At 38.9% G+C, this 26,035-nt stretch carries 19 protein-coding genes and 1 pseudogene; 1 reads left to right on the plus strand and 19 read right to left on the minus strand.

The features are described from left to right. From tnpA to gmd, 7 genes and pseudogenes are all read right to left on the minus strand, one after another. The coding region (gene tnpA, locus DWZ38_RS22755) for an IS200/IS605 family transposase (protein WP_243000217.1) at positions 1-280 on the minus strand (280 nt) is incomplete at its 3' end. A 174-nt stretch (positions 281-454) separates the two neighbouring features. Beyond that, a pseudogene (locus DWZ38_RS09570) lies at positions 455-1,756 on the minus strand (AAA family ATPase). Between the two features lie 396 nt (positions 1,757-2,152). Continuing rightward, complete coding sequence (locus tag DWZ38_RS09575) at positions 2,153-3,844, minus strand: phospho-sugar mutase (RefSeq protein ID WP_021925894.1); 1,692 nt, start codon at positions 3,842-3,844, stop codon at positions 2,153-2,155. A 45-nt stretch (positions 3,845-3,889) separates the two neighbouring features. After that, on the minus strand, positions 3,890-4,951 hold the full coding sequence (locus tag DWZ38_RS09580) for a type I phosphomannose isomerase catalytic subunit (protein WP_021925893.1): 1,062 nt from the start codon (positions 4,949-4,951) through the stop codon (positions 3,890-3,892). Beyond that, positions 4,920-6,236, minus strand: a complete 1,317-nt coding sequence (locus DWZ38_RS09585; RefSeq protein WP_117852059.1) for a sugar phosphate nucleotidyltransferase — start codon at positions 6,234-6,236, stop codon at positions 4,920-4,922. Before DWZ38_RS09585 ends, DWZ38_RS09580 begins: the two co-directional genes overlap by 32 nt. Positions 6,237-6,250: 14 nt before the next feature. Further along, on the minus strand, positions 6,251-7,195 hold the full coding sequence (locus DWZ38_RS09590; RefSeq protein ID WP_117852063.1) for a GDP-L-fucose synthase: 945 nt from the start codon (positions 7,193-7,195) through the stop codon (positions 6,251-6,253). A 39-nt stretch (positions 7,196-7,234) separates the two neighbouring features. Further along, positions 7,235-8,290, minus strand: a complete 1,056-nt coding sequence (gene gmd / locus DWZ38_RS09595; RefSeq protein ID WP_117852066.1) for a GDP-mannose 4,6-dehydratase — start codon at positions 8,288-8,290, stop codon at positions 7,235-7,237. Positions 8,291-8,477: 187 nt separating this feature from the next. On the opposite strand from gmd, the gene DWZ38_RS09600 reads away from it, so the two are divergent. Next, positions 8,478-9,347 carry an AraC family transcriptional regulator gene (locus DWZ38_RS09600; protein ID WP_117852069.1) on the plus strand — a complete coding sequence of 290 codons (870 nt, stop codon included), beginning with the start codon at positions 8,478-8,480 and terminating at the stop codon, positions 9,345-9,347. Positions 9,348-9,414: 67 nt separating this feature from the next. On the opposite strand, the gene DWZ38_RS09605 is transcribed toward DWZ38_RS09600, so the two are convergent. The 12 genes from DWZ38_RS09605 to DWZ38_RS09660 all read right to left on the minus strand — a co-directional run bounded on the left by DWZ38_RS09605 (position 9,415) and on the right by DWZ38_RS09660 (position 25,834). After that, a complete protein-coding gene (locus DWZ38_RS09605) occupies positions 9,415-10,404 on the minus strand; it encodes an NAD(P)-dependent oxidoreductase (protein ID WP_021925888.1) in 990 nt (329 codons plus the stop codon). A 19-nt stretch (positions 10,405-10,423) separates the two neighbouring features. Then, on the minus strand, positions 10,424-11,623 hold the full coding sequence (locus DWZ38_RS09610) for an ATP-grasp domain-containing protein (protein WP_021925887.1): 1,200 nt from the start codon (positions 11,621-11,623) through the stop codon (positions 10,424-10,426). Between the two features lie 14 nt (positions 11,624-11,637). Further along, complete coding sequence (locus tag DWZ38_RS09615) at positions 11,638-12,747, minus strand: DegT/DnrJ/EryC1/StrS family aminotransferase (RefSeq protein ID WP_021925886.1); 1,110 nt, start codon at positions 12,745-12,747, stop codon at positions 11,638-11,640. Positions 12,748-13,296: 549 nt separating this feature from the next. Continuing rightward, positions 13,297-14,739: an IS110 family transposase gene (locus DWZ38_RS09620; protein ID WP_117852078.1), complete on the minus strand. Its 1,443-nt coding sequence runs from the start codon at positions 14,737-14,739 to the stop codon at positions 13,297-13,299. 119 nt (positions 14,740-14,858) lie between these two features. Continuing rightward, positions 14,859-16,295 (minus strand): lipopolysaccharide biosynthesis protein, encoded by a 1,437-nt coding sequence (locus DWZ38_RS09625; protein WP_117852082.1) that lies wholly within the window; start codon positions 16,293-16,295, stop codon positions 14,859-14,861. A gap of 14 nt (positions 16,296-16,309) precedes the next feature. Next, positions 16,310-17,278, minus strand: a complete 969-nt coding sequence (locus DWZ38_RS09630; protein WP_117852085.1) for a glycosyltransferase — start codon at positions 17,276-17,278, stop codon at positions 16,310-16,312. Positions 17,279-17,292: 14 nt separating this feature from the next. Next, positions 17,293-18,483, minus strand: a complete 1,191-nt coding sequence (locus DWZ38_RS09635) for a hypothetical protein (RefSeq protein ID WP_117852089.1) — start codon at positions 18,481-18,483, stop codon at positions 17,293-17,295. Beyond that, on the minus strand, positions 18,480-19,517 hold the full coding sequence (locus DWZ38_RS09640) for a glycosyltransferase family A protein (RefSeq protein ID WP_117852092.1): 1,038 nt from the start codon (positions 19,515-19,517) through the stop codon (positions 18,480-18,482). The genes DWZ38_RS09635 and DWZ38_RS09640 overlap by 4 nt, the downstream gene beginning before the upstream one ends. 19 nt (positions 19,518-19,536) lie before the next feature. Next, positions 19,537-20,517 (minus strand): hypothetical protein, encoded by a 981-nt coding sequence (locus DWZ38_RS09645; RefSeq protein WP_117852099.1) that lies wholly within the window; start codon positions 20,515-20,517, stop codon positions 19,537-19,539. Positions 20,518-20,553: 36 nt separating this feature from the next. Then, on the minus strand, positions 20,554-21,411 hold the full coding sequence (locus DWZ38_RS09650) for a glycosyltransferase family 2 protein (RefSeq protein WP_117852103.1): 858 nt from the start codon (positions 21,409-21,411) through the stop codon (positions 20,554-20,556). Between the two features lie 31 nt (positions 21,412-21,442). Continuing rightward, the gene (locus DWZ38_RS09655; protein WP_021924598.1) at positions 21,443-22,720 is read right to left on the minus strand and encodes a glycosyltransferase family 4 protein; all 1,278 of its coding nucleotides are present in this window, start codon (positions 22,718-22,720) and stop codon (positions 21,443-21,445) included. Positions 22,721-22,747: 27 nt separating this feature from the next. Then, entirely contained in the window at positions 22,748-25,834 is a 3,087-nt protein-coding gene (locus DWZ38_RS09660) for an L-fucokinase (protein WP_021924599.1), read from the minus strand. Positions 25,835-26,035: the final 201 nt, after the last annotated feature.

Raw genomic sequence — 26,035 nt, forward strand, 5'->3', positions numbered from 1 at the left:
AATCGGGATATTCTGTTTTCGTACTTCTACGCCATAGCTGGATACTGTCTGCATCTCTTTTCCTCCAACAAATCATTTCTTCTGTCAGGCTTTTTTCTTTTTCCTTTTGTCCTTCGATGTAAACAAGCAGATGGATATGGTCCGGTATCGCCTCCATTGCCAGGATCTGAAATTTATATTCTTCTGCAAGACCCTGTAACAATTCTTTACATTCTGTATCGATTCCATTTTTTAAAACCTTTTTTCTGTATTTTGTACACCAGACAAGATGATACTGCAAAGAACAGCTATATCCCCTACCATATGAAAGTTTGTTTTTATCTATATCAAATATATCTTTTCCATATAAACATTATATCATATGTATCTGTTTGTGTAAACGTTTGTTCTGTTTTTTGTAAAAAAATTTGCGCGTCTAACTCATCACTGGAAGTAACGAGAATGCGACGCGCAGTTATTCAAGAAATCCAGAAACGATTTTCTTTATGGAAGAGCTATCGTTTTTCACAACTCCATTGAACCATTCATTGATTTGAGAAACGAAAACCTCTCGAACTTCTTTATTAGGGATGACTAGACTGTACATACCGTTTTCGTTCTTTCCAAGCCGTGTAAGATAACCAGTTGTAAAAAGAACGCTCCATACATTATCAATGTTGTTATCAATTTCATCATAAGTCAAATCCAGCCGAATTTTCTTTTCAACCGCATTCCCAGCGATCAACTGCTCGATTTCATCTTTGGTGGTTGTATCTGCCTTGTCAACAAAGCGTTTAACCAAGTCATTTCCGCTACTGTTAATCCAGTAGGATTTTGGGTGTGCGTCCGGGTCCGTCAGCCGATCTAAAACATAGTTTATTACATCCCATGGGCAGTAAATGTCCACATTCCCAAAATGATAACCGTCATACCACTCTTTAACTTCTGAAGAATGTTCTTGCATATTGTAGTCAGCCAAGAGGTTCGCTACTTCTTCTTTTGTGAAACCGAATTCTTCCTCATACTGAACATCATCAGCAGCATAAACCTTGAAATTATTCAAACCCGTAAAGATGCTCTCCTTGGAAACCCGAAGGCATCCTGTCAACACAGCAAACTGCAGATAATCATTTGTCTTTAATGCCTCACCAAACACGCCTCGGATTAGTGATACCATCTCTCTATAATAGCCGTGCTGAAATGCTTTGTCGAGCGGCACATCATACTCGTCAATCAGAACAATTACTTTCTGATTATAATGTTTATATAATAGCTCTGATATTTTCTTTAGCGAAAATTTAAGCTTTACTGCAAGTACAGTTTCTCGTCCCTCTTGAAGCGAAATCAAATCACGATACAGTTTCTTTTCGTCGTCATCCAATCTGTCACTATTCAGCAAATACTTGAAACGCCTAGCTTCACTGGCAATCAGCTCACACAATGAGTACTGTGCCTCCTCAAATGTGAGCCCGTCCACGCTTTTTAGGGACAAGCACACAACCGGTTACTTTCCCATATATTCCCTGCAAAGTTCTTTATTCTGTGAGATATAAAGACCATCAAACAATGTTGCATCTGTTCCAATTTCAAAAAAGCTCTTAAGCATACTCATGTTTAAGGTTTTTCCGAATCGGCGAGGTCTTGTAAACAGGTTCACTTTACTCCAATTCTCAAGAAGCCGCTCTATCAGTTTCGTTTTGTCCACATAATAGCAGCCCAACTTTCGAATTTCTTGAAAACTTTCAAACCCAACTGGCAGCTTTTTCAATCCAAGCACACTTTACACGCTCCTTTCCGAAGCTGTACTCCTGGAGTAATGTGCAAAAAGAACAAATTCTTCACAGCCTACCCCAATGTATTTTGATTTTACCATTTAGCAGGTCAAATAACAAGTCAATAAGTCAGCGTACCGCCACTATTTTTCGCCCCATCGCAAGCTCCGGCCTCACGCACCAGTTTCCTTCTAAATTATCTATTTTTCCGTTCTTTATAAAGAGAAGTGAGCCATGAAATCATAAGCGAACCACTGGCAGTAATAAAAAATGTTTTGAAGTTGTGGTAATCACTTTCTGCAACAACAAAATGCAGGTTTTTCCTTATTTTTTCAGTATTTTCAGGGCATTCGCAATCCGTATGATTCACTTGAGTTGCACTTTATTATGGAAGTTCACATTTATCGCAAAACCCGTTCCACATCCCCCACCACTTTCCTCTCAACCTCCTGTGCCTCTGCCTTTGTCTTAGCAGATACAGAAATATAAACCTTCAGCTTTGGTTCTGTTCCAGAGGGACGGATAACGGCGGAGCAGTTGTCTTCCAGTAAGTATTTCAGCACATCGGACTTTGGAAGTCCATCCAGGCCCTGGTTGTAATCCAGGACTTTTAGGATTTTCTTTCCTCCAAGGCTGGCAAGTGTCTTTCCCGGGCCAGCTTCTTCGTGAAAACGCCTCATAATGTTTTTCATTTTCTCGAAACCTGCAGGACCGTCGAATTCATAGGAGTGAAGGGTATTCAGGCAATAGCCATACCGGGAAAACAGCTCCTGAAGCTTCTCCCAGATACTGCTTCCATGGGCTGCATAGTAACTGAACATTTCGCAGATCAGGAATGCTCCTGCTACCGCATCCTTATCCCGCACATAGCTTCCTGAAAGGTATCCATAAGATTCTTCAAAACCAAAGACAAAGGAATCCGTCTTTTTGGCCTGTTCCAGGAAGCCGATCTGTTCCCCTATATATTTAAATCCGGTTAGAACATTAACGGTACGTACTCCATAATCGGCTGCGATTCTTTCTGCCAGATCCATGGTTACGATGGTTTTGACCATAACCGGGTTGTTCGGCATCTTATGGTGTTTTGCCCGCTGGGAACAGATATAGTCCAGAAGCAGCAGGCCTGTTTCATTTCCGCTTAACAAAACATATTCTCCACGGTCATCCTTAACTGCAATGCCAACACGGTCACAATCCGGATCCGTGGCAAGAAGCAGATCCGCATTACACCTTCTGGCGTATTCCAGTCCCAGTGCCATTGCTTCCCTGATCTCCGGGTTTGGATAGGGGCAGGTTGGGAACGCTCCGTCTGGCAGCCGTTGTTCTTCCACTAAGGTAATGTTGGTATACCCCATTTCTTTCAGTGTTCTTGTCACAGGGATAAGACCGGTTCCATTCAAAGGGCTATACACGATTGAAGCATCCCGGTTCACTTTTTCTCCGAATAAAACGGACTGATTTTTTACATTTTCAATAAATGCAGTCAGCACATCCTCTGAAATATATGTAATCTTTCCCTCTGAAACTGCCGCGTCAAAATCCAGCCTTTTCACATCTATAAAAATATCCAGCTTTTCAATCTCACCTAAAATTTCTGCCGCTGCTTTTGTGGTAATCTGACAGCCATCTTCCCCATAGACCTTATATCCGTTATATTTGGAGGGGTTATGGGAAGCTGTGATCATAATGCCTGCGGAAGCACTCAGATATCTGACTGCAAAGGACACAGTGGGAACCGGATTCAAATGCGGCCACAAATGGGTCAGCACACCGTTAGCTGCAAATACAGAAGCCGCAGTTCTGGCAAATACATCGGATTTGATCCGGCTGTCAAAGCCGATCACCACAGACGGTCTGGAAAATTTTTTCACCAGATAATCTGCCAGTCCCTGGGATGCTTTTGCAACTGTGTAAACATTCATCCTATTTGTCCCGGCACCGATCGTTCCCCGAAGTCCTCCGGTTCCAAATGCCAGATTTTTATAAAACGCATCTTCTATCTCTTCCTGGCTCATCTTTCTTAATAGAGAATGCAGATCATCCTCAACTGCATTTTCAAGCCAGCATTGATACTCATCCTTATACAACAACATATCATTCCAATCCCTTCAGCTTATTATTGATGTATAACATTATTCTCAGCATACCACCTTCAGCATTTTCCCTTTTCCATGTATCCGGATCCCGTCCATTCCAGCCGGGACAAAAATGCAGTCACCTTTAAAAAACTGCAGCTCCCCTGCTCCGTCCTTCAGCATAATCCCGCATCCGTCTATGCACAGCAGTACCTGGAAAGAAGTGCTGTCTGTATGATATTCCAGAAGCTGGCGGCACTGTTCCGTATTAAACAGCATACGCTCCACCTGAAAATAACGGCAGCGGCACAGCAGCTCTGTTGCACACCCTCTGTGGTAATTTAACACCCGCTGGGGCTGTCCTGGAGGTGTGCTCTTGTCTAATTTTACAACTTCCAGGGCTCTCTCTATATGCAGGGGTCTCTTTTTCCCGTATTTATCCTGACGGTCATAATCATACATTCTGTATGTCAGATTGGAATTTTCCTGGATTTCTGCCATCAGACAGCCAGCACCAATGGCATGTACCGTTCCGGCTTCTATATAAAAAGTATCATTTTTATGTACCGGGATCTTCTGGAGATACTCCCCGATGGTGCCATCCTCTATGCTTTTCTTCAGCTGCTCCCTTTCCATATCCTGGGAAAATCCATATACTAAAGAAGAATCCTTCGCCGCATCCAGCACATACCACATTTCTGTTTTTCCCCTGGAGCCATTTTCATGGGTTCTGGCATATTCATCATCAGGGTGTACCTGCACGGACAGATCTTTCTTTGCATCGATAAATTTGATCAGGACCGGCAGTTCCCCCGCAGCCAGCTGTTCCTTTGTATAATTGCAAAGGGGATGGGTCCCCAGATATTCCGGGTGCTCTTTGAGAACTTCCTTCAGGGGCATCCCGGCAAAAGCGCCGGACTCCACCAGGCTTGGCCCATCCGGATGGGTAGAGCACTCCCAGGTCTCTGCCAGGGGATTGAGCACACTTTCTTTTCCAAAGTCAGCCCGCAGGCGCTGTCCTCCCCACAGGTAATCCTTTCCCGCCGGTTTTAAAAGAAAAGGCATTTCCTCCTGAAATGCCCTGTTTTTTGTATTATAATTCAAGCTCGTATTTCTGTTTATCATATACACTGATCTCCCTGCCAAGCTGCACCTCTATCACCTGAAGCTTTGTATCCGCAATGATCGTATGGCGGCATCCCGCTGCCATGGTCACAACGTCTCCCGGTTTTACCTTCTGCTCCATTCCATCCACAATGGTCCTTCCCTCACCGGAAAGCACGGACCAGATCTCATCCCGGTTGGAATGGCTGTGATAATTCATGCCATGTCCCGGATTCAAGGTAACCTTTATGGTCATCCCCTCCTCATCCACATCCAGCACGCGAAAGCTTCCCCAGGATTTTTCCGCAAACATGATCTGCTTATCAATATCGTCCACATAAGGCTTTATATAGCTGGACTGCTCCTTATCAGACACCAGGATCCCATCCGGTCCTGCAGACACCACCACATTTTTTAAGCCCATGCAAAGAACCGGAACCTTCAGTTCATTCACAACATTTACATTTTCACAGGTATCGCTCAGGATCGCTTCTCCAACGGTGGGATCATCCATGGCCTCCGTAAGCGTGTTCCATGTACCAAGATCCTTCCACTCCCCGTGATACCGGAGCACTTCGATCTGCTTTTCATGCTCAACCACCGCATAGTCGAAGCTGATCTTTTCCAGAGTCTCATATTTCTCATAAAGGTCTTCATAGTCTGTAAAAGAAATCAGCTCATGTGCGCGCGCCAGCACATATCCAAGGCGGAAAGCGAACACGCCGCCATTCCACAACGCACCCTGTAAAATATATTCCTGTGCTGTTTTCTTATCCGGTTTTTCCTTGAAAACATCCACCTGGCTTATTTCTTCCTGGGTTTTCGGAATGATATATCCGTATTTCTCGCTGGGATAGGAAGGCTCAATCCCCATCAGCACCAGGTTTGCCTGACTGCTCCCTGCCAGGTCTCCCAGCTTTTTCAGGCTCTGGAAATAGGAATCCTCCACATAAGGATCGACCGGACACACAACCACAGCTTCGGATTCCGGGATCTTTTTCACATCATGAAGGTAAGATGCTGCCAGGGCAATCGCGGGAAACGTATCTCTCCTGCACGGTTCTACCGAAATCCCCACATTTTCCCCCAGCTGGTTATGGATCGCAGAGACCTGGGATTTGGAGGTTGCAATGGTTACGGCAGCTTCCGGGTCTGCTTTTTTGATCTGACTGAAAACACGCTGCACCATAGAATGGTACTCTCCGTTTTCATCCTGGAAGATCCGGATAAACTGCTTGGACCTCACATCATTGGAAAGGGGCCACAATCTTTTCCCGGAACCACCTGATAATAAAACTATATTCATGCCAAACTCTCCCCTTATCTTTCTGCCCGCATAGGATTATGGAGGAAATCCTCATAGGCAAGACGGGTGCCATCCTCCAGTTCTGTCTGGTAGGTCCAGCCAAGCGCGGCACTTTTGGAAACGTCCAGAAGCTTTCTGGGTGTTCCATTAGGCTTGGTGGTATCCCAGCGGATCTCCCCGTTATAGCCGGTCACCTTGGCAACCAGCTCTGTAAGCTCCCTGATTGTAAGCTCTTTTCCGGTTCCTGCATTTACCGTCTCATTTCCGCTGTAATGGTTCATCAGAAAAACGCACAGGTTTGCCAGGTCATCCACATAAAGGAACTCCCGCAGCGGACTGCCATCACCCCAGCAGGTCACATAGGGAAGCCCCTGTTCCTTTGCCTCGTGAAAACGGCGGATCAGTGCCGGAAGGACATGGCTGTGTGTGGGATGGTAATTGTCATTCGGTCCGTAAAGGTTGGTGGGCATGACTGAAATATAGTCTGTGCCATACTGGCGGTTCAGGAACTCGCAGTACTTAAGGCCGGAGATCTTGGCAAGGGCATAGGCTTCATTTGTCTTTTCCAGCTCTGATGTGAGCAGGCAGCTCTCCTTCATAGGCTGCGGTGCCATTCTCGGGTAAATGCAGGAAGATCCAAGAAATTCCAGCTTCCTGCAGCCGTTTTTCCATGCAGAATGGATCACGTTCATCTCCAGGATCATATTGTCATACATAAAATCTGCCAGGGAAGTCTGATTTGCCACAATACCGCCAACCTTTGCAGCTGCCAGGAAAACATACTCCGGCTTTTCCTGGGCAAAAAATCCCTCCACTGCATCCTGACGGCAAAGATCCAGCTCTGCATGTGTCCGGGTTATGATATTGGTATAGCCCTGCTTTTTTAGTTCCCTTACAATCGCAGATCCAACCATTCCCCGGTGTCCTGCCACATATATTTTTGCATTTTTTTCCATCATGATTTTCTTTCCAGCTTTCTGACTTTCATTGATTACCTTTTATTTGTTCTGTGCGCATTTCACTCTGGCTTCCTGCTTTGCCAGCTCACGGTCATGCTCTGCCATGATTTTTACAAGCTCCTCATAGCTTGTTTTCTGGGGATTCCAGCCAAGCACTGTCCGTGCCTTTGTGGGGTCGCCCCAGAGGTTATCTACGTCTGTTGGGCGGAACCACTGGGGATTTACGCATACCAGCATTTTTCCGGTTTGTGCATCATAGCCCTTTTCTTCCAGGCCGGCACCCTCCCAGCGGATCCGGATCCCATTTGCCAGAAATGCCTTCTCTGTAAAATCGCGGACCGTATGCTGCTCCCCGGTTGCAATGACAAAATCGTCCGGCTTCTCCTGCTGCAGGATCAGCCACATGCATTCCACATAGTCCTTTGCATATCCCCAGTCACGTAAGGAATCCATATTTCCAAGCTCCAGATGGTCCTGAAGCCCTTCTGCGATTCTTCCTGCTGCCAGGGTGATCTTTCTGGTAACAAAGTTTTCGCCTCTGCGCTCAGACTCATGATTAAAAAGAATGCCGTTCACAGCAAACATTCCATATGCTTCCCTGTATTCCTTTGTGATCCAGAAGCCATACTGCTTGGCAACTGCATAAGGGCTGTAAGGATGGAAAGGTGTGGTCTCTCTTTGCGGAACCTCCTCCACTTTTCCATACAGCTCGGAGGTAGACGCCTGATAAATCCTGGTTTTCTTTTCCAGCCCTAAGATCCTCACGGCTTCCAGAATACGGAGCACGCCAAGCGCATCCACATCCCCGGAATATTCCGGGACATCAAAGGATACCTGCACATGGGACTGTGCTGCCAGATTATAGATCTCATCCGGCTGGATAATATTGATGATCCGGATCAGGGAAGAGGAATCCGATAAATCCCCATCATGCAAAGTTACCTTATGTTCTGCAAGAAGATGATCAATCCTGCCAGTGTTTGAAATGGAAGCTCTTCTCACGATCCCATGAACCTCATAGCCCTTATCAATCAGCAATTCCGCCAGGAAAGACCCGTCCTGTCCGGTGATACCTGTAATCAATGCTTTCTTCATAATCTCCTCCAAACGTTCTTTTATTTATTAACTTTCCATATCATACTGGAAAAATCAGAGAGATTTAAGTGTATATCTTGCCATGTTGTAGCATTATATTGACTTTTCTGGTTTGGTGATGTACAGTTAAACTAATACTAAGAACGTGTGTTAAGATAGCTGTCAGCGAAGAAAGGAATTCAAGACTATGGATAATTCACTATTTCACGGAGATCTGGTAACTTCACAGCGTGTGATCTATACCCCCTCCAAATTTGCAAAGTCCCAGCTGATTCATCTCCAGGAGATCGGCGAGCTTCAGGCCAGGAAGCCCCACACCAGCCAGCGTGAAAACCTTGCTTCCTTTCTCTTCTTCCTGGTAACCTCCGGTTCCGGAAAGCTGGTATACCAAAAAACTGTGTATAACCTGCATGCCGGGGACTGTGTTTTCATAGACTGCCATAAATCCTATTCCCACCTTACTTCGGAAGATGATCTCTGGTCACTGAAATGGATCCACTTCTACGGTCCCAACATGACCGCGATCTATGAAAAATATGCTTCCCGTGGCGGACGCCCCTGCTTCCACACCGCTGACCAGCAGGCGTACACCCAGATTTACCATACCATTTTTGATCTTACTGATTCCAATTCCACCAGCCGGGATATGAAAATATACGAAAAACTGGTAAGCCTGCTGTCCCTTCTCATGGAAGAGTCACACAGTCTTACCAGTCATAGTTCAGACAAAAGCCGTAAGCGCAACCTGCAGTCTGTCAAGGAATACATCGACACCCACTATGCAGAAAAAATCACCTTAGATCAGCTCTCATCCCAATATTTTATTAACAAATTTTATTTAACCCGCAGCTTCAAGGACCAGTTCGGCACCCCGGTCAACAGCTACCTGATCCAGGTCCGCGTCACCCACGCCAAACAGCTCCTCCGCTTCACCGACCTCCCCATAGAAAAAATTGGGCAGGAATGCGGGATGAGTGATGCTAATTACTTCTCGCGGGTGTTTAAGAAGACGGAAGGGGTGGCACCGGGGGAGTATCGGAAGGCGTGGAGGATGTAGGGGAAAAAATTTATATATTAATTATTTTGATTGTGCTCCACATTATTCCAGCTGTAAACTATCCATTCTATTTTTGCAATAAACGATTTTCTGCAAGCTCCATTTCAGTTTTGAAATCACGTAACATTTCCAAATAACTATACTGAGGCTTATACCCAAGTTCTTCTACTGCAGGTGTAATGTCCATAATATATTGCGGCGCATTAGGCTTGTCTGGTCTCATAACTATTTTAGACTTTCTTCCCTCCTCACTAAAAACATCTACCATTCCTTTAATCTGATCTAAAAGAGATGTGCCAACTCCAGTTCCAACATTATAATATCCACACTCTCTATCGACAAAAACAGCTTTAAAAAGCATCTGGCAAAAATCCTTAACATAGACCATATCTTTTACGCGGCTAGAATCGCCCCAAACCTCTATTGTTTCACCAGCTCTTGCCTTGTCAATCAATAAACGATAACCAATTTTTCTAACCTTACCATCTACATAAAATGTATCTACAGGAGAATACAGATAAATAGTCGGTAACCGGAATATAAATCTCTTTAGACCATACATTTGATGATAGTTTTCTATCATATCAACCGCAAAATTTTTGGACATAACATAAATTGTATGATCACTTGTAAAACTAAACTTGCGAGGTAAGTCCACTGTTAACAGAGGATCCTCCTCTCCATAATCCTTTATATCACCAAAGCTCTGTGCAAAAAGGATACGATCTACTCCATTTTCCCTGCAATATTCAAGAATATTTAAATTCCCTGTAATATTAACATTAATATATTTATAGGGATCGTATCCCTGCATTCTAGCCGGCATTGCCCCCGCAAGATCAACTACAGCATAAACATCTTTCGGCAGCTTTGAAAATTCATCTTTTTTTGTAATATCAACCTGATAATAAGAGACCTTGAATTGATTAAAATAATTAGTTTCACGAGTACCTGTTGCGATAATTTCATATTCATCGCCCGTATAATGTTCCAAAAAATACTTAACAAAATACTGTCCTGTATCTCCGCTTGCTCCAAAAACAACTATTTTTTTCATATAAACCCCTTTCTCTTTATCACATTAATTGTACTTTTACATATTTACTTTGATTTCCAAGAACTTCTTCTATTCTCTCCTGATTTTCGAATTTAAGTATTAAAGTACCAATTGCCTCGTTTGCAGCTTCAAAGCCTCCAACCGATGTACCTTCTTCAATCCAAAGGTCGCGCTCCACAACGTTATCTACAATTTCATCTGAAATCCAAAGTTCCTTAAATACACCAGGTTCATCACTGTGAAGAATAATTTCTGCCCAACAACCATCATATGGTTGTTGCGAAATTTCTTCAATTGGCAATCCAACAGAATATTTAACCATATTGGTAATCATATCAACACCAGTTGCATACCGAAGGCACTCTGCCAACCGATTACCGCCTCCTCGTGGAGACAATTCCATGATATATGCTTTTCCATCTGTTCCTTCGCGAGTTTCAATATTATAAACTGCAGTTCTCATTTTCAGCAATTTTAAAAGTCTTTGAATCTCATTTGTCAATTCTTCCTGATGCTCTACTGACATTGAAGATGGCCAACTATATGCCGCTGGTGTATAGGGATTTTTAGCTTCAGGATCAAACCGCTGACAATCGAAAGAAACAAATTTCAATTCACCATCAATAGAAAAACTATCTGTATCAGAGGAGTAACCATGCTGTGTAATAAAATCTTCAATGATAAACTCATCTGAATGAGAATACGAAAGTGCATACTGAATACTCTTTTCCAAATCTTTTGGTTCATCTACACGTGTAACACCCTTACTGCCAGCAGAATCTGTCGGCTTTACAATAACTGGCCAATGGAACATCTCAATATCCGCAAGCGCATCAACAACATTTTTATATCCCTTTGCAGTCGGAACTGCAAAACCATTCTTTGTCAAAAAATCACGGAATTTACTTTTATTTTGCAAAATGCAGACCGACTCATATGGACCAACATTAGGGAGTCCCATTTTTTCCGCTACATAAGCAGCAGTAATAACACCTGGATCACAGGCAAAAGACATAATACCATCAATATTACATTCTTCTGCTGCCCGAAGGGTTTTTTCTTTATCAATAATGCTTACATTAACATATTCATCAGAAAACTTATGCGCGACATTGTCTGGAAGATAATCAGCTGTAATTGTATAAATTCCAAGTTTTTTTGCTGCTTTAATTACAGGGAGAGCATATCGTGAGCCTCCTAAAATCATTAATTTTTTCATTCTGTCCATTCTCCTCAATACTTGCAACCCAATATAATATCACAAATCCTATCCACATCTTCTAATGCCAAATCAGCATACAATGGTAACGTTAAAACCCGTTTGCTAATATGTAATGCAACTGGCGTCTCTGTTACATCATATTTTCCGTGAAAACATTCAAATGTATTAGTCAGTGGATAAAAATATTTTCTTGCTCCAATTCCATTTTCCGCCAACTTATCAAAAACTTCTGCACGACTTGCACCATACAGCCTTTCTTCAAAAACAACTGGAAAATATGCATAGTTGCTTTTAACATCATTTTGAATGCAATTAAGTTGGATGCCTTCCACATCTTCTAAACGTTCACGATACCTTTCAACCACAGCCTTACGTTTTGCAATTTCTTCATCTACGTGACGTAAATTACAAAGTCCCATTGCTGCGCAAAACTCGTTCATTTTTGCATTCGCTCCAACCGCAGGAACCTCTTCTGGACCATGAATACCAAAATTCTTTAATTCATAAAGTTTAGCCCCAAGTTGTTTATCCTTGAAGCATACAGCGCCACCCTCAATACTATTAAAAACTTTTGTCGCATGAAAACTAAAGCAAGAAACATCTCCAAAAGATCCGATTCCTTTTCCTTTGTAAGATTCACCAAACGTATGTGCAGCATCATAGATAACTTTCAACTCATATTTATGAGCAATACGTTCGATTTCTTCGATGTTACAAACATTACCATATACATGGACTGGCATAATCGCACATGTACGGTCTGTAATCAACTTTTCAATTTTACTTGCATCCATACAATATGTTTCAGGATCAATATCACAAAATACAGGTGTCAAACCATTACGAACAATTGCATGGGTTGTAGATGCGAATGTAAATGGTGTCGTGATTACCTCTCCCTGTAAATTCATTGCCTGAAGAGTAAGTTCCAATGCCATATGGCCATTCGTCAACAAGTCAATATTCTCAACTCCAAGGTATTCACACAAATTATCCTGAAGTTTTTTGTGCTTTGGCCCCATGTTCGTCAACCAATGACTATCCCACATTGGGGTGATTTCGTTCATGTATTCGTCAAGTTCTGGCATTGATGAACGTGTCACAAGAATTTTATTTTCCATACAATAACCTCCCTATTCTGTCAAGCCTAAATTTATTGATTTTATAGACTTTGACGATTTTTATTTACCTCAAAAACAGAGCCGGGAGTGATGGATATCGTAGTATCATGTACCGAATAGCTGATAAATGGATATAGTTTTAAAAGCATCCCTTTTGTTTGCTTTATAAAGGCTATTTTCCCTCTGATCAACTATGATGATGAACCTTCCGTGTCCAAAGGGATCATGTCCCAACTTCCTTCATCCCATCTACCATACACTGAGTGCCAGCCAAGCTCCTAAACAGGGTCCAGGCCCTATGGTAAACACCGATGCCGGCTACAGCTCTTGTTTTTTCTGTTTGATTGTTACTGACCTGCATTCATCTATTATGGTACTGATTTACTCAGTGGACACTATACCATTACAGATTCCTGTTAGTCTTTTGGCTGATGTGGTCCGTTTCAGACCTCATCGTTTACGGGTTTCTGTTCCAGAACCCTGTCCAGTCTCCAATTCGGATCATCACAGACTCGACAGAGTTCTGGAAGTATTCACTGTTTTTGCTCTTTATGCTGCTTTTGCGGCTAATGCAGCTTTTGGCCGTTTGATGTCCTTTAACATTTTTTGCGGATCATAGTCTTTTCCTGTCTTCAGGATGGTGTATATTACTCTTAATATCTTGCAGGCTATCACTATCAGGGACTGCATCTTTTTCAGCGGGTTGTCAGCGCGTGTTGTGTAATATACATGCAGTTCTTTAAATTCTTCGGCATGGGAAACTGCTGATCTTGCCGCCTGGAACAGCCAGTACCGGAGCCGTTTGCGTCCCCTGTGACTGATCTTTGTCTGCCCTTTGTGCTTACCTGAACTGTATGCTACAAGACTCATCCCGCTTAATTTCTGGATTTCTTTTACATCATCAAATCTGCTGATGTCTCCCATTTCTGCCACAATTCCGGCTAAAATATTTTCACCCACGCCTTTGATTTCCAGGATATTTTCTGCATAAGGTATTTCCATGCATTTTTTATGCAGGGTATTCTCTATCCAGGCAAGCTGTTCATCCAGTTTCATGATTTCTTTTGCAAACCACTTCACTGTCTCACGACCGACACTGGATCCATCTTTCAGTCCTACGCTTTTTTCTGCATACTCCACGATTTCACTGGCTCTGCTATAGCCGCGTCCTCTTAGCTTCGCTTCATGCCAGATGTTCCTCAGACCTTCTGTCCCCAGTTCTGTAATCTCTGATGGAATACACGACACTTTCAATACTTCCAACGCAAATGTACCATCGATTTTTCCAAATGCGTCCATGTATTCCAGGAAATAGATCTTAAGCTCCCTGTGAAGACGGTTAATATTTCTAATACGGTCTTCTGTAAGCTGATCCCTGAACATCGAAAGTTTTCTCATGTCTGCATAGGTTTCTTCCGGAAGATAAGGCATTCCGAAATTCCCATCTTTTACAAGATTCGCAATCAGTTTAGGATCCTTTCTGTCATCCTTGAGCTGGCTGTTGTCTTCGATTTCCTTGCTCTGTTTTACAGCATATGGATTCACCTGGACAACGCTGATTCCAGCTGTGATCAGCCATGCAGCCAGTGTAAACCAGTAGTGGCCAGTCGGTTCAAGCCCCAGGACAATCTGGCTTTTTCTATTCTGTACCGCAAGCTCCAGCATCCATGCTTTAGCTGCTTCAAAGCCTTCTGCTGTGTTGCCGAATTCAAATGCTTTTCTGCTTAATTCCCTTCCTCGGATGTCGATTGCTCTTATATAATGAGTTTCACTGCCTATATCGCATCCAACTATAAGCATGTCATCCGTGATAAAGGAAAGTTTATCATTTTTTGCAAATTTACCGTTTGTTTTCAGTTCTCTCCAGGTATACGATTTTAATTCTTTTTCAACACCTTCAATCCGTTTGCAGAGTTCTTCTTTTGATAAAAGATTAACTGCCTGATTTTCTACATTTGCTTGCTTTTTTGTCTTATTTGTTTTAACATTCATTTCAGATACCTCTTGTACTTTAGATTTTTACTAACTGGCCGGTCAGTAATAATCTAAATTTACTTGAGGTATTCTTTTTGGTCAATTCCTTTTACTCTTTAAAGTATACAGGAAGCTCCTTATCTTTTAAGAAATGATTTAATCATTCCAAATAAATACTCAAATTCCTCCAGCTTCAATGCCGCAGATACACCAATATAAATGACAGCACCAATAACAATTTGAATTAACAGTGTAACAATTGTTGGCATTGGAATAAAACTTATAAAGTAAACACAGATTCCCATACCAACTGCAATAATAATTGACGGCAATATATCCCTTAATTGTTCAAAATAATTGTAATTCAATAATTTCCAATTGGGCCATGAATTAATAATCTGACTCAATATTCCTGATACAATTAAGCTATACGCCATCGCCATAACACTAATTCGCATTGTAAACAATAACAAAGCCAAACCCATTACCTTTTTTATGATTTCCAGTTTTAGAAAAAAATCACTTCTTCCCATAGCTTTAATTGCATTCAAATTTGCTGTATGAATTGGCCAAAACATATATGTGAAGCAAAAAATTCTCAAATACGGAACACACGGAAGCCATTTCTCAGTTAAAAGTAACTTGACAATAGGTTCAGCGCAAAATAATAATCCCATCATTAAAGGCGCCATAATATATGTACTTGTTTTTATTGCGCGTCGTGTCATACTTTTCACGCGTTCACAATTTTCTTGTTCTCCTGACATAGATGGAAGAAGAACACTATCTATAGAAGCATTTATATTTGTAATAACAACTTTTGGGAACTTATCGCCTTGATTATAGTAAGCTAAATCAGCCGATGTATAAATTTTGCCAATCACTAAATTTCGTAGATTGTTATAAACCGTATCCAAGAGCGAAGACGCTAGTAGCTTCCAACCGTAGGAAAGTAAACTTTTAAGGCGACTCCATGAAAACATCTTTTTTGGGCGCCATTTAACAGTAATCCAAAGAATTAATGTATCAATCGCCGTATTAGAAAGTTGCTGTGCAACAATAGACCACACCCCACAACCTGCATACGCCATGCCAATTCCCAAAAATGCTGAAAAAATCGTCCCTCCTAATGTTGCAAAAAAGAACCTTTTAAATAGCATATTACGCGATACATATGATTGCTGTATTCCCTTTACTCCTGATATAACTATCGTTAAGCTTATTACTCGAATAATTGGCGTTAATGAAACATCATTATAAAATCCAGCAATATATGGTGCGGCTATAAACATTCCAGCATATAGGATAAGACATACCGCAAAATTGAAATAAAATACTGATGAAAAATCAAGATCATCAGCATTCTTTTTTTGAATAAGTGCAGTTCCAAGTCCACTATCTACAAAAACTTGCATAATTGTAGTAAAAACCATAACCAACGAAACTGTTCCAAAATCACTCGGAGTCAAAATACGTGCAAGAATAATTGATACAATTAAAGTTACTAACTGGGCGGCACATCTCTCAGCAAATCGCCATAAAAAATTTGAAATCACATTTCCTTTTCTTTGCATACGCTAAATTATACCTATTCCTTTTTAAATATATCACAAATTGTGTTGGGCAAAACTATTTTCCCTAATATTTTCATCTTTTCTAAAATAGTGCAATTCTTATACACTATTTTATTCTCTCTTTCCAGCAAATCATGAAAAGATTTTGTATTTAAAAGTAATGCCTTCCTATGTGGTATTTCGTATTCTCTTATAGCATCCGAATATTCAAAATTGGTATATACATTAACTCTTTCTAACATATCTACAATAGACTTAAAATTTTTATAGGCTTGATCCGTATTTAATTTTTTCCAACTAGCCATTACCGATCCTGGCGTATTTTCTCGGTATACAACCATTTTATCCTTAAAATAATATGCTTTCTTTTGTCCTATTAGATAAAGACGAGTTCTTAAATCACCTGTCGGGCAATAAATTTTAAATCCATTTGGTAATCGATCTAATGTTTCTTTTCTAAATATAAAAGAAGCTGTAGGTATAAAACTAAATTTCAAATTTTCACTTAAATTCATAAAATGACTATATGAAGCTATCTGTCTTTCTTTTTCTATTCTTGGCAAAAAAGAGGTCATTTTATTATTTTTTTCATCATAAGAATAGCCATTTGAAAAAATAAAAGTACATTCTGGATTTGATTCAAAAATTGCCACTTGCTTTTCTAACTTATAATCATCGCACCAATAATCATCCCCTTCACAAAGCGCTATGTACTTTCCTCTTGCTCTTGGATAACAAAAAGTGATACTATTTTCCACGCCTTTAGAATATTGATTCTGTTTTTGAAACACTGGAATTATCTTATGCGGATATTTTTCTGCGTATTCTCTAATAATGTCCTGCGTTCCATCCGAAGAAGCATCATCATGAATTATTATTTCATACTCAAATGATGTCTTTTGAGTTAAAAAACTCTCAATTGTTTTTCCAATATATTTTTTTTGATTATATGCCAAGCAACATATACTTACCATTGGATTCATATTAATTTTCCTTCTTATTTTTTTATTCTAAATCTCCTTGGAAATTTAGATTTTATTTCTACATTCCTTGAATCTATTACTCCAAACATCATTATTAGTAGAATAAATTTTGCATCATATGGAATCTCTATTACTGAAACTACAATAAATGTTAACAAAGCTGCGTTTAATGGGATTAATTCTACCTTACGTTGTCTTAATCTATTAAATACAATTGCCAAAAGTGATATTGCGCCCCACCAACCATACGTTAAAATTATTTCAGCTAAGCCATTCTGTGCATTTGCCCATCCATGATATTCAAGAGAAGTAGTAACATAGCTTCCAAAACCATTTCCGAAAATTCCTGCTTTTACAAGAAGCGAATATAGTAATGTGTACAAACGCATTCTTCCTGTTAAGCCTAAATCTTCATGCAAAATTTTAACAATTAATGTTTGAACAATTGGTAATGCCAAAATAGCATTAAGTACAAAAATTGCTCCCATTGATATACTCATTGCTATGATAGCTACAACCGGATTACCTATAAGCTTTATAATTTTGTCAAAAAATAACACTGAAATGGAGAATAAAACTATTGCCACTATACCCGTAGATACTTCCAGTATATAAGATAAGATAATACACAAAATAGATAAAATTATAAATACATATTTTTTAGCCTTATAATGAAAAACCTTATCCCCAGACCAGTGTAAACAAAAAAACATCAAAAAGAAGATCAAGCAATATACTGTTGGAAATTTTCCTCCCAAAAACAATTGCTCATTCTGTATTGCAAACTCCAATCTTTTATTTACAGCTAATACTATAATCCAAGTAATACTAATAATAAAGTAAAGCAAACTCATCTTATAAAATATAGCAATCAGCCTATCTGAACCACGTTTTTTTACAAATTTATTTAAGAATAAAAATGCATCTAAAATAATCAATGCATATATAAAGCCTCGCATCATTTGTGTATATAATATATTATTTTTATTTAAAATACAGGAAATAACTATTCCACATGGATATAACAATATAACACCATTTTTTATTGCTCCTTTTATTTCACTAAAAGCAGCTATGAAAATTATTATTGCTACAGTAGCTTGATAAACATAATATATTGCTTGATACGGCGTATAGAATCCCATTATCATAATCCAAAATAGGACTGCTAAAATATCCATTTTATTTACTGTATAATTTTTCATTTTCCCATCCCGATTTTTTCAGATAAATTTTTCAAATTAAGCAAAACAATAATTATGCAATACAAATGCTTTTCTAGCAAAATCAAAAAAACAAAATGTGATTTTTGTATCTGTTTTTTAATTACATTTACATTTACAATATATTCATTCAAAATATCATCTCTTCTAATTTTCTGTAAATATTTTTTATGATCGTTGTAATTTTTCCACCTTTTCAATCTTGTCTGCGTAATGGCACGTCCTACCGTTGACAACACTTTTATTGATAATAAATATTCAAAATCTGGTAGATTCCACTTTTCCTTTCTTTTTATTATTTCTTTAAATACAACTTTAAATGAACCATAGTAATTCGCATCAAATTTTGTGGTCATTCCGGACCCCATTCGATAGTTATAAAGAGCTTTATTTAAATAAACAAATGTCTCTGCATAATCAAACAATTCAATCTTTTGAAGACTGTCTTCACCATTACTAACATGTGCATACATTAAATAATTTTTATCGATATCAATGCAAGTTCTTTTATATACAGCCCCACATATGCTAACCAAACTATTTCCCATTAAAAATTGGCGTAACACATCTTCCTTTGAAACAACACTTACATTTTTTTTCGATAAAATATTGTCAAAAGCAACTTTTTTATCCTGTCCATCGTATAAATACTGATTAAACATAATCATGTCTGGTCTTGAATATTCTTTAATTGTTTCCACTAAAGATTTAAAAAAGTCCGATTCCAGTACATCATCTGAATCACAATTAACTATGTACTCTCCTTTCGCCTTTTTATATCCAAACCTTCTAGTCATAAGTAAACCATGATTTGAATTGTGAAATACTTTAACTATATTAGGATACATAGCATTATATCGGTTACAAATTTCTCCACTAGAATCCGTTGATCCATCGTTAACTAATATAATTTCACAAGATTCTGATATCTGCAGTATTTGTTTAATTATAGAATTCAAACATTCTTCTAGATATTTTTCTACGTTATAAACTGGAACAACTATACTAAATAACATTATTATTTATATCCCCCATTTAATAATTTCCTAATTCAAATATATCTATCTTTGTTTTTTCATCTGCAAGCGCACAGGCTGCCCAAGATCCACACGTCTTTCCTCCTACAATACATGAACATTGAGAAAGCAGCATTATTTTCACTAAATAGTTCATTCCTCTGGTATGAGCATCTTTTGCTAACTGTTCTATACAAGAATCTTTTGCAAGAAAATTTTTGGCCGAATAATTCTTTATATATCTATCAAAACTTACTGTTACTACTTTATTCCCTAAATTTGATATTACTTTTTTATACACTTCTTCATCTTCTGTAACCAAAAAGACTTTTTTATCATTATTTTTTATATACTGTTTTACTCGTTCAATAGCCTCTTCTACCGTAGGTTGGACAGCTTCTCCTGCTGGCTTTAATTTGGTATAATCAGTTCCTCTTAAATAAAGACCAATCATTTCTTTTGGATTAATATTACTTAATTCGTCTTTATATTTAGCAAGTGCAGCATCTGAAAATTTGATATATTTCTTTATTAAATTATGTACTTCTTGCAAATCTTCTTTATCAAAAGATTTTTCACGAAGATAAGGATATGTTTCATAAGATGCATTAAGTCCAGATAAAATAACATTCTTACTTTTATATACCTCATTAAGTGTATACTTTGAAATCTGCTTAAAAAAAACTTCCCAAGTATCTTCTCCCTTTTGGATTGTATATTGTACCTTATAATTTTTAAAATCTACAACGGGAACATAATTGTTTTTTTCCGCATACCCTATGTGTTGTATTACATAAAACAGTAATGCCATTAAACCTTCTACAGAATTTGTTCTTGGTCTAATAATGTAAAATGTCTTATCTTCATTACTACTTCCAAAAGTCATCTTTTTTTCAGTTAACTCAGAATAAAAAATACGATTATATATCAAATAAAATTTATCTATATATCGAGAAGGACATAAATATAAAATTTTCTTTAAAATTTTTTTTAAATTCATCCTATACTCCTTATATTATGTATTTACCCACTTACTTTAATTTTTAAGGCTACCATTTGCACTATATTTTATGTTCATAGTTTCACATTCATAAATTTTAGCATCTACTAAATATCTATACCAATACGCTTGCAAAAAAGCATATATTTTACCCGGTTTTCCATCAAGAAAGCCGCCTAAAATATAATATCTATAAATATAATATATATGAGCTCTCATTCCTAATGGCAGTTTATAATACACTCGCATTTTTAGCCAAGTTTTGAAATCAAGTTCATTCTTGGATCTTTTTTTCTCTAAATTTTCAAAATAATCTACTGTTTCACGAGACGAATACCAATTATGTTTATTAATAAAATACTCCAAATTTTTAAAATCAAAATGTAAACAATCTTGTTTCATTTCAATGACTTTTCCGGAGCTTAAAATTATATGTTCATCCATATTTCTATTTTCAATTGTACCTAATTTTGTCTTATAACAATTCATTTTTTTCCATGGATACACGCCCCCATGGTATAAATCTCTTCCTAAAAAATTCTTTTTAAATCGCAGAACAATTCCAGCAACATCCGTTTCCATATTACAATCACATAGCTGAACTAACTCGCGTGCGGATTCAAAAGTTAAACGCTCATCTGCATCAATTCTTAATGTCCACACCGTTTCCGCTTTTGCGACTTCAACACCATACATATACTGTTTTGCATAATTTTCAAACGGATGCTGATGCACTTCCGCTCCCATTCTTTTTGCTATTTCAACTGTTCTATCAGTACTATAACTATCTATCACAATAATTCTTTTTACTGCCGTAGCAATTGATTTAATGCATTCTTCTATATTAACTTCCTCATTCTTTGTCAATATTATTGCTGTAATATCTGCAGGCATTTTGATTCCTTTCTATTCCTTATTTTTTTATTCACAGCTTAAAAATCTCTTCAGCATATTTTTTCACTGAAACATTCCGTGTTAAATTCTTTTCAAGATTTACTCTTCCCCTGATTCCCATCTGTTTAATTTCATTTGATCCAGCATTTTCAATAAACCATCGAATATTCTCTTCGACCTTATCGTACTCACCTGGCTCACAGCACAAGCCACCGTGAGTATCTTCAATCAGGCAACGAATTTCAGATCCAGATTCAAGAACTCCTATTACAGGCTTTCCTGCGGCTGCCAGTCCATAATATTTAGAAGGGCAGCTTACACCTTTAATCCCTTTTGCATTTACGCACCAATGAACATCACCGGCATTTAGGCTATAAATAAGATCTGCCTTGTTCTGATATGGAATAAAAACCGCATTATCCATATGATGTTCTTTTACATAAAGCACAAGCTTATCCAGCACAGAACCAGCACCAACAAAAGCAAACACAACCTCTCGTCCATCTGTGGTCTTCGTGCCCGGCTTGAACTTGTCCACAACTTTAATGAGATTCTCAAGATCGTAGTACAAGCCAATGTTGCCAGAATACATGATGACAAACTTGTCATCCAAACCATATTTTTTCTTAAATGCAAGCACACGTTCATTATCCGGTTCCAACGGATAGATTTCATTTTCATCAATCCAGTTATTGATCATAACCGTCTTTGGGACTTTTTTTTCCTTAAACCGCTTCTCTATAGTTTCTACCAGGTCACGGCCAACTGTAATTACCAAATCACTTCGCTTACAACTGAACTTGTCAAACCACATCATGATATCAGTAATCACCTTATTCTTAGTATAGCCAACGGCTAAAACCTGTTCCGGATTAAAATCCTGAATGTTGTAAATGTATTTGGCATGTTTCATCCACTTGCCCCAAACACCTAACAGACCGCCGAGAATTGGGGGCTGAGAGATGGAAAATACATAATCCATCTTTCCTACCTTAAAGGTTGCTCCCATTGCTCCAAAGAAGTAAGAAATAATATTCTTTACACGGCTTTTCTTGTTGGTTTTACTAAACTCTGGAACACGGATTCGCAGAACCTTTACACCATTAATTTCTTCTTCATAGTATTTCTGGGTCTTATACTTATCCTCAACAATACCCAAATAGCTTGGAACTACACAGATTACAGTAATATTAAATTTATCCAGCATACCCTCCGCCAATTCACGGAGAATCTGCCCCGTTGACGCGGTATCCGGAATATAGTAATGCGCATAAATTAAAAGATTTTTCTTTTCGTTTTTATTTTCCATTTTCCATATTCCTTTAAAATTATTTTCCTACTCCCATACAAATTCTGCATTCCAGACATCCACACCGGAATCCTGGAATACTTCCAGAAGTCTTTTCCTTAACATCTCTTTCGTTACATTTTTCTTTAGAATTACCTGCAGGAATCCGCCGCCGCCAGCACCTGAAATGAATTTTCCATCAATTAGATCCTCGCAGCTTGCAAAAATTTGATCAATGCAGGTATTAGTCGAACCGTCATCTAATTTCTTAGATACTTCCCAATGCTGGTTCAGGAGTTTGGCAAATTCATCTACATTTCCCTGTTCCAGTTCATAGCGCATCATCACTGCCAAATGCTTCATCTCTTCTAATGCTTCTACGGATTCTTTTCTGCCGCCAATATAATTTCCAACCACATAGCGCAGCAGATTTCTTGCCAAACGACGTTGACCTGTATAGATCAGTGCAAATCTTTCCTGCAATTCTTGCTTGGTTTGCTCATCCAGTTTCAAATATTCTACGTTAAGGTGCTGTTTCATTCCTGGCCGAGATGTAATGTACTTTACACCGCCAGTCAGACCACCAACCTGATCCTGCCAGCCTCCTCCAGTACTCATAATCTGTTCCAGATTCAGAACCAGTTCATATACATCAGAATCGCTCCAGTCAGTTCCCAGGAACTCACCTAATGCACGAACACAAGCTCCTGAGAGGATGCTGCTGGTTCCAAGTCCAGAGCCTTTTGGAACCCCGTTTACTCTGGTGGACATGTAAAAGCCTCCACCCATTTCATTCAGGATTTCCTCCAGATCAGCTTCTCCTTCCATAGGAACAATGCCGCATGCGATCAATGCTGCTTTATGTAGTGCAAAAGAATCATATGGATTATGGCAGTCCTGAATTTCCGCTACTGTAGATGCAGTTCCATAGGCATTGAAATCAAGACTCGCAAATTCAATATGATTTTTTTGGATACGCCTTAGTTCCACTTCAATTGGCTCTTTTCCATTCAGTAAAATGGCCGCATTTAATACAACTCCCCCTTTTTCGTTGCAGTAAGGAGGGGTATCTGTCCAGCCTCCTCCCCAGTTCACACGTACGGGAAGGCTTACTTTCACTTCATCTTTGGCAATGTGATACTGATGTACCCGGTTTACACTGCTTGCCTTAAAGATTTCCTGCTGCAAAACAAAAAAACATTTCTGTTCAATCTGGTCATAACTGATTCCATGAAATGTTTTATTCATAAATTTCATGGATCTTGACATATCATACAAAACACGAATTCTTTCGGAGAATGGCAAACTTTCCTCTGCCATCTTCATAAGGAGATCAAATTGTTTTTCATTTAATTCATTGGTTCCAAAGGTCTTTAGCGCATCTACATAATGTGCACCCTCCTGGACTTTTCCGAGGAAGCGCTCTGCGAGAATACGATTTTCCAATTCCTCGTTCCATGGAACTAATACGGAAGCATCAGCTAACCGGAAAGATTCTTCCAGGGAATATCTTTTTAATGCTTTCCATTCTGCCACTTCTGCTGCAGTTGCTGTCTGATAACTCATAGTGTACAGAAGCATTGCCCAATGGATCGCTTCTTCCTGACTTTTGGCAGCAGGATAAAGCTTTGCTTTCCATAGAGAATGATCTTCATCAACCCAAATATCATCTACATCTAAGGAATTTAATTCTGTAAGATTTTTTAACCCGCCATTTAAGAAACTGCCATTTTCTTCCCATGTCTTTTTGGGATTATCTTTTATTCCATAAGCACGGACAATATGTTCTTTTTTTCCATTTGCTAGGCAATCTGCATTCTGTCGTAATACAATGCCATGCAATACCATTGGCGGAACTTTTACGTCTGTTAAATTCAAATGAGAGACTACAGTTCCCTCTTCCAGAGTTGTATTGCCACACAGACAGCTGTTTTCTACATAGCAATAATCTGCCAACTGTACGCTTTTCTCGATAAGAGAATTGTGTACTGCTACGTGCATGCTACCTTCTGGAATATAGTTGGTAAACACCAATGATTTCCAATCTAAATACTCGTAATCTGCAATATCATTTGTAAGAAGTTCCAGAAGTTCCCATGTAGTACCGAAATGAATAAATTCAGCTGGTGAAAGACAAATAAGCTTCATTCCATAATTATGCAGAGCATTCCAGATTTCTGTTCGGCAAGCAGTTAATTCTTCACAGAATTTACCCTCAGGCTGTTCTTTATAATATTGTTCAAGAGTGGAATCCTCAGCCAACGGATAAAGAAAATCTCCATATAAACTAATACGGGAAGTATCATTTACAAAACGCGCATATTTCTCTTCATCAATTTGACCGTTTGTCTGGATCAGTGATAAAAGAGAGTTGACCAAATCTACATCAAAAAGTACAGCTCCTGTATCCAGATCTACATTTCCATGATTATTAACAGCACCTAATTGCTGCAAAGTTTCTATAGACTGCTTATGCAAAAACTTTTTCACATAATCATTTCCATTATTCAGGAATACACCATGGTCTTTTCCAATTTCTACAGGAGATTTCATTGATATGGCAGCTGCACCATGAAACTGTGCATCAATTTGCAGAGGATTAAATAAAAGCAGCACATCACCGGAAAGAACCAGCATTCCTTCTCTGAATCGTGACGGCACCCCTGCCATTCCGATAAGGAATTCATCAAAAAGTGTGGATGGTCTTCCGTCAGGCAGTTCTCTTGGAACAGGTGAAAATAATTTGCCGCATACGGAATATTGAGGAACGCGTTTGCTGTCACCACCAGAATGGATCACTAAAATCCTCTTTTTATGAAAATCTCCAGCAATATCTTCTGCTTCTGATAGTTTGCGAAGTACCTGTAAAGTTGCTCCGCCAGAGCCAACTCTTTTTCCGTCAGGATCTGAAAGAACCAAATATTTTGTCTTACATGGAAGAACTTTTTTCTCCTGCCGATATGCAATCTGGCTTCGAAAGGCATTTGCCTGTTCTTCATTCGAAGCTGTCAGTACAATGTAATCCCACTGAGCAAAGCTCTTTTTTCTTAATGATCTCTGGTAATCCTCCCAGGCATCTATGTAGCTTTGTCTTAGAAATAAATTTTTCATTTTCTTGTATTGATCATTCATCATATCGTTATGTGCGAATATCTGATTTCTTCAGATTTCCTTTCTTTATATTTATAACTTATCTAAATCATCATCTTACCCATTGGCTTATTTTAATACCAATGAGACAAATCACATTTTTCGATAGTTTTCACCATCGCATTCTTCTAATAAAAATACCACCTCCCCCATGAATTGTCAACTGTACGCCCTTGTTTTTACTCT

Source organism: Ruminococcus sp. AF31-8BH (assembly GCF_003460605.1).
GTDB lineage: Bacteria > Bacillota > Clostridia > Lachnospirales > Lachnospiraceae > Blautia_A > Blautia_A acetigignens.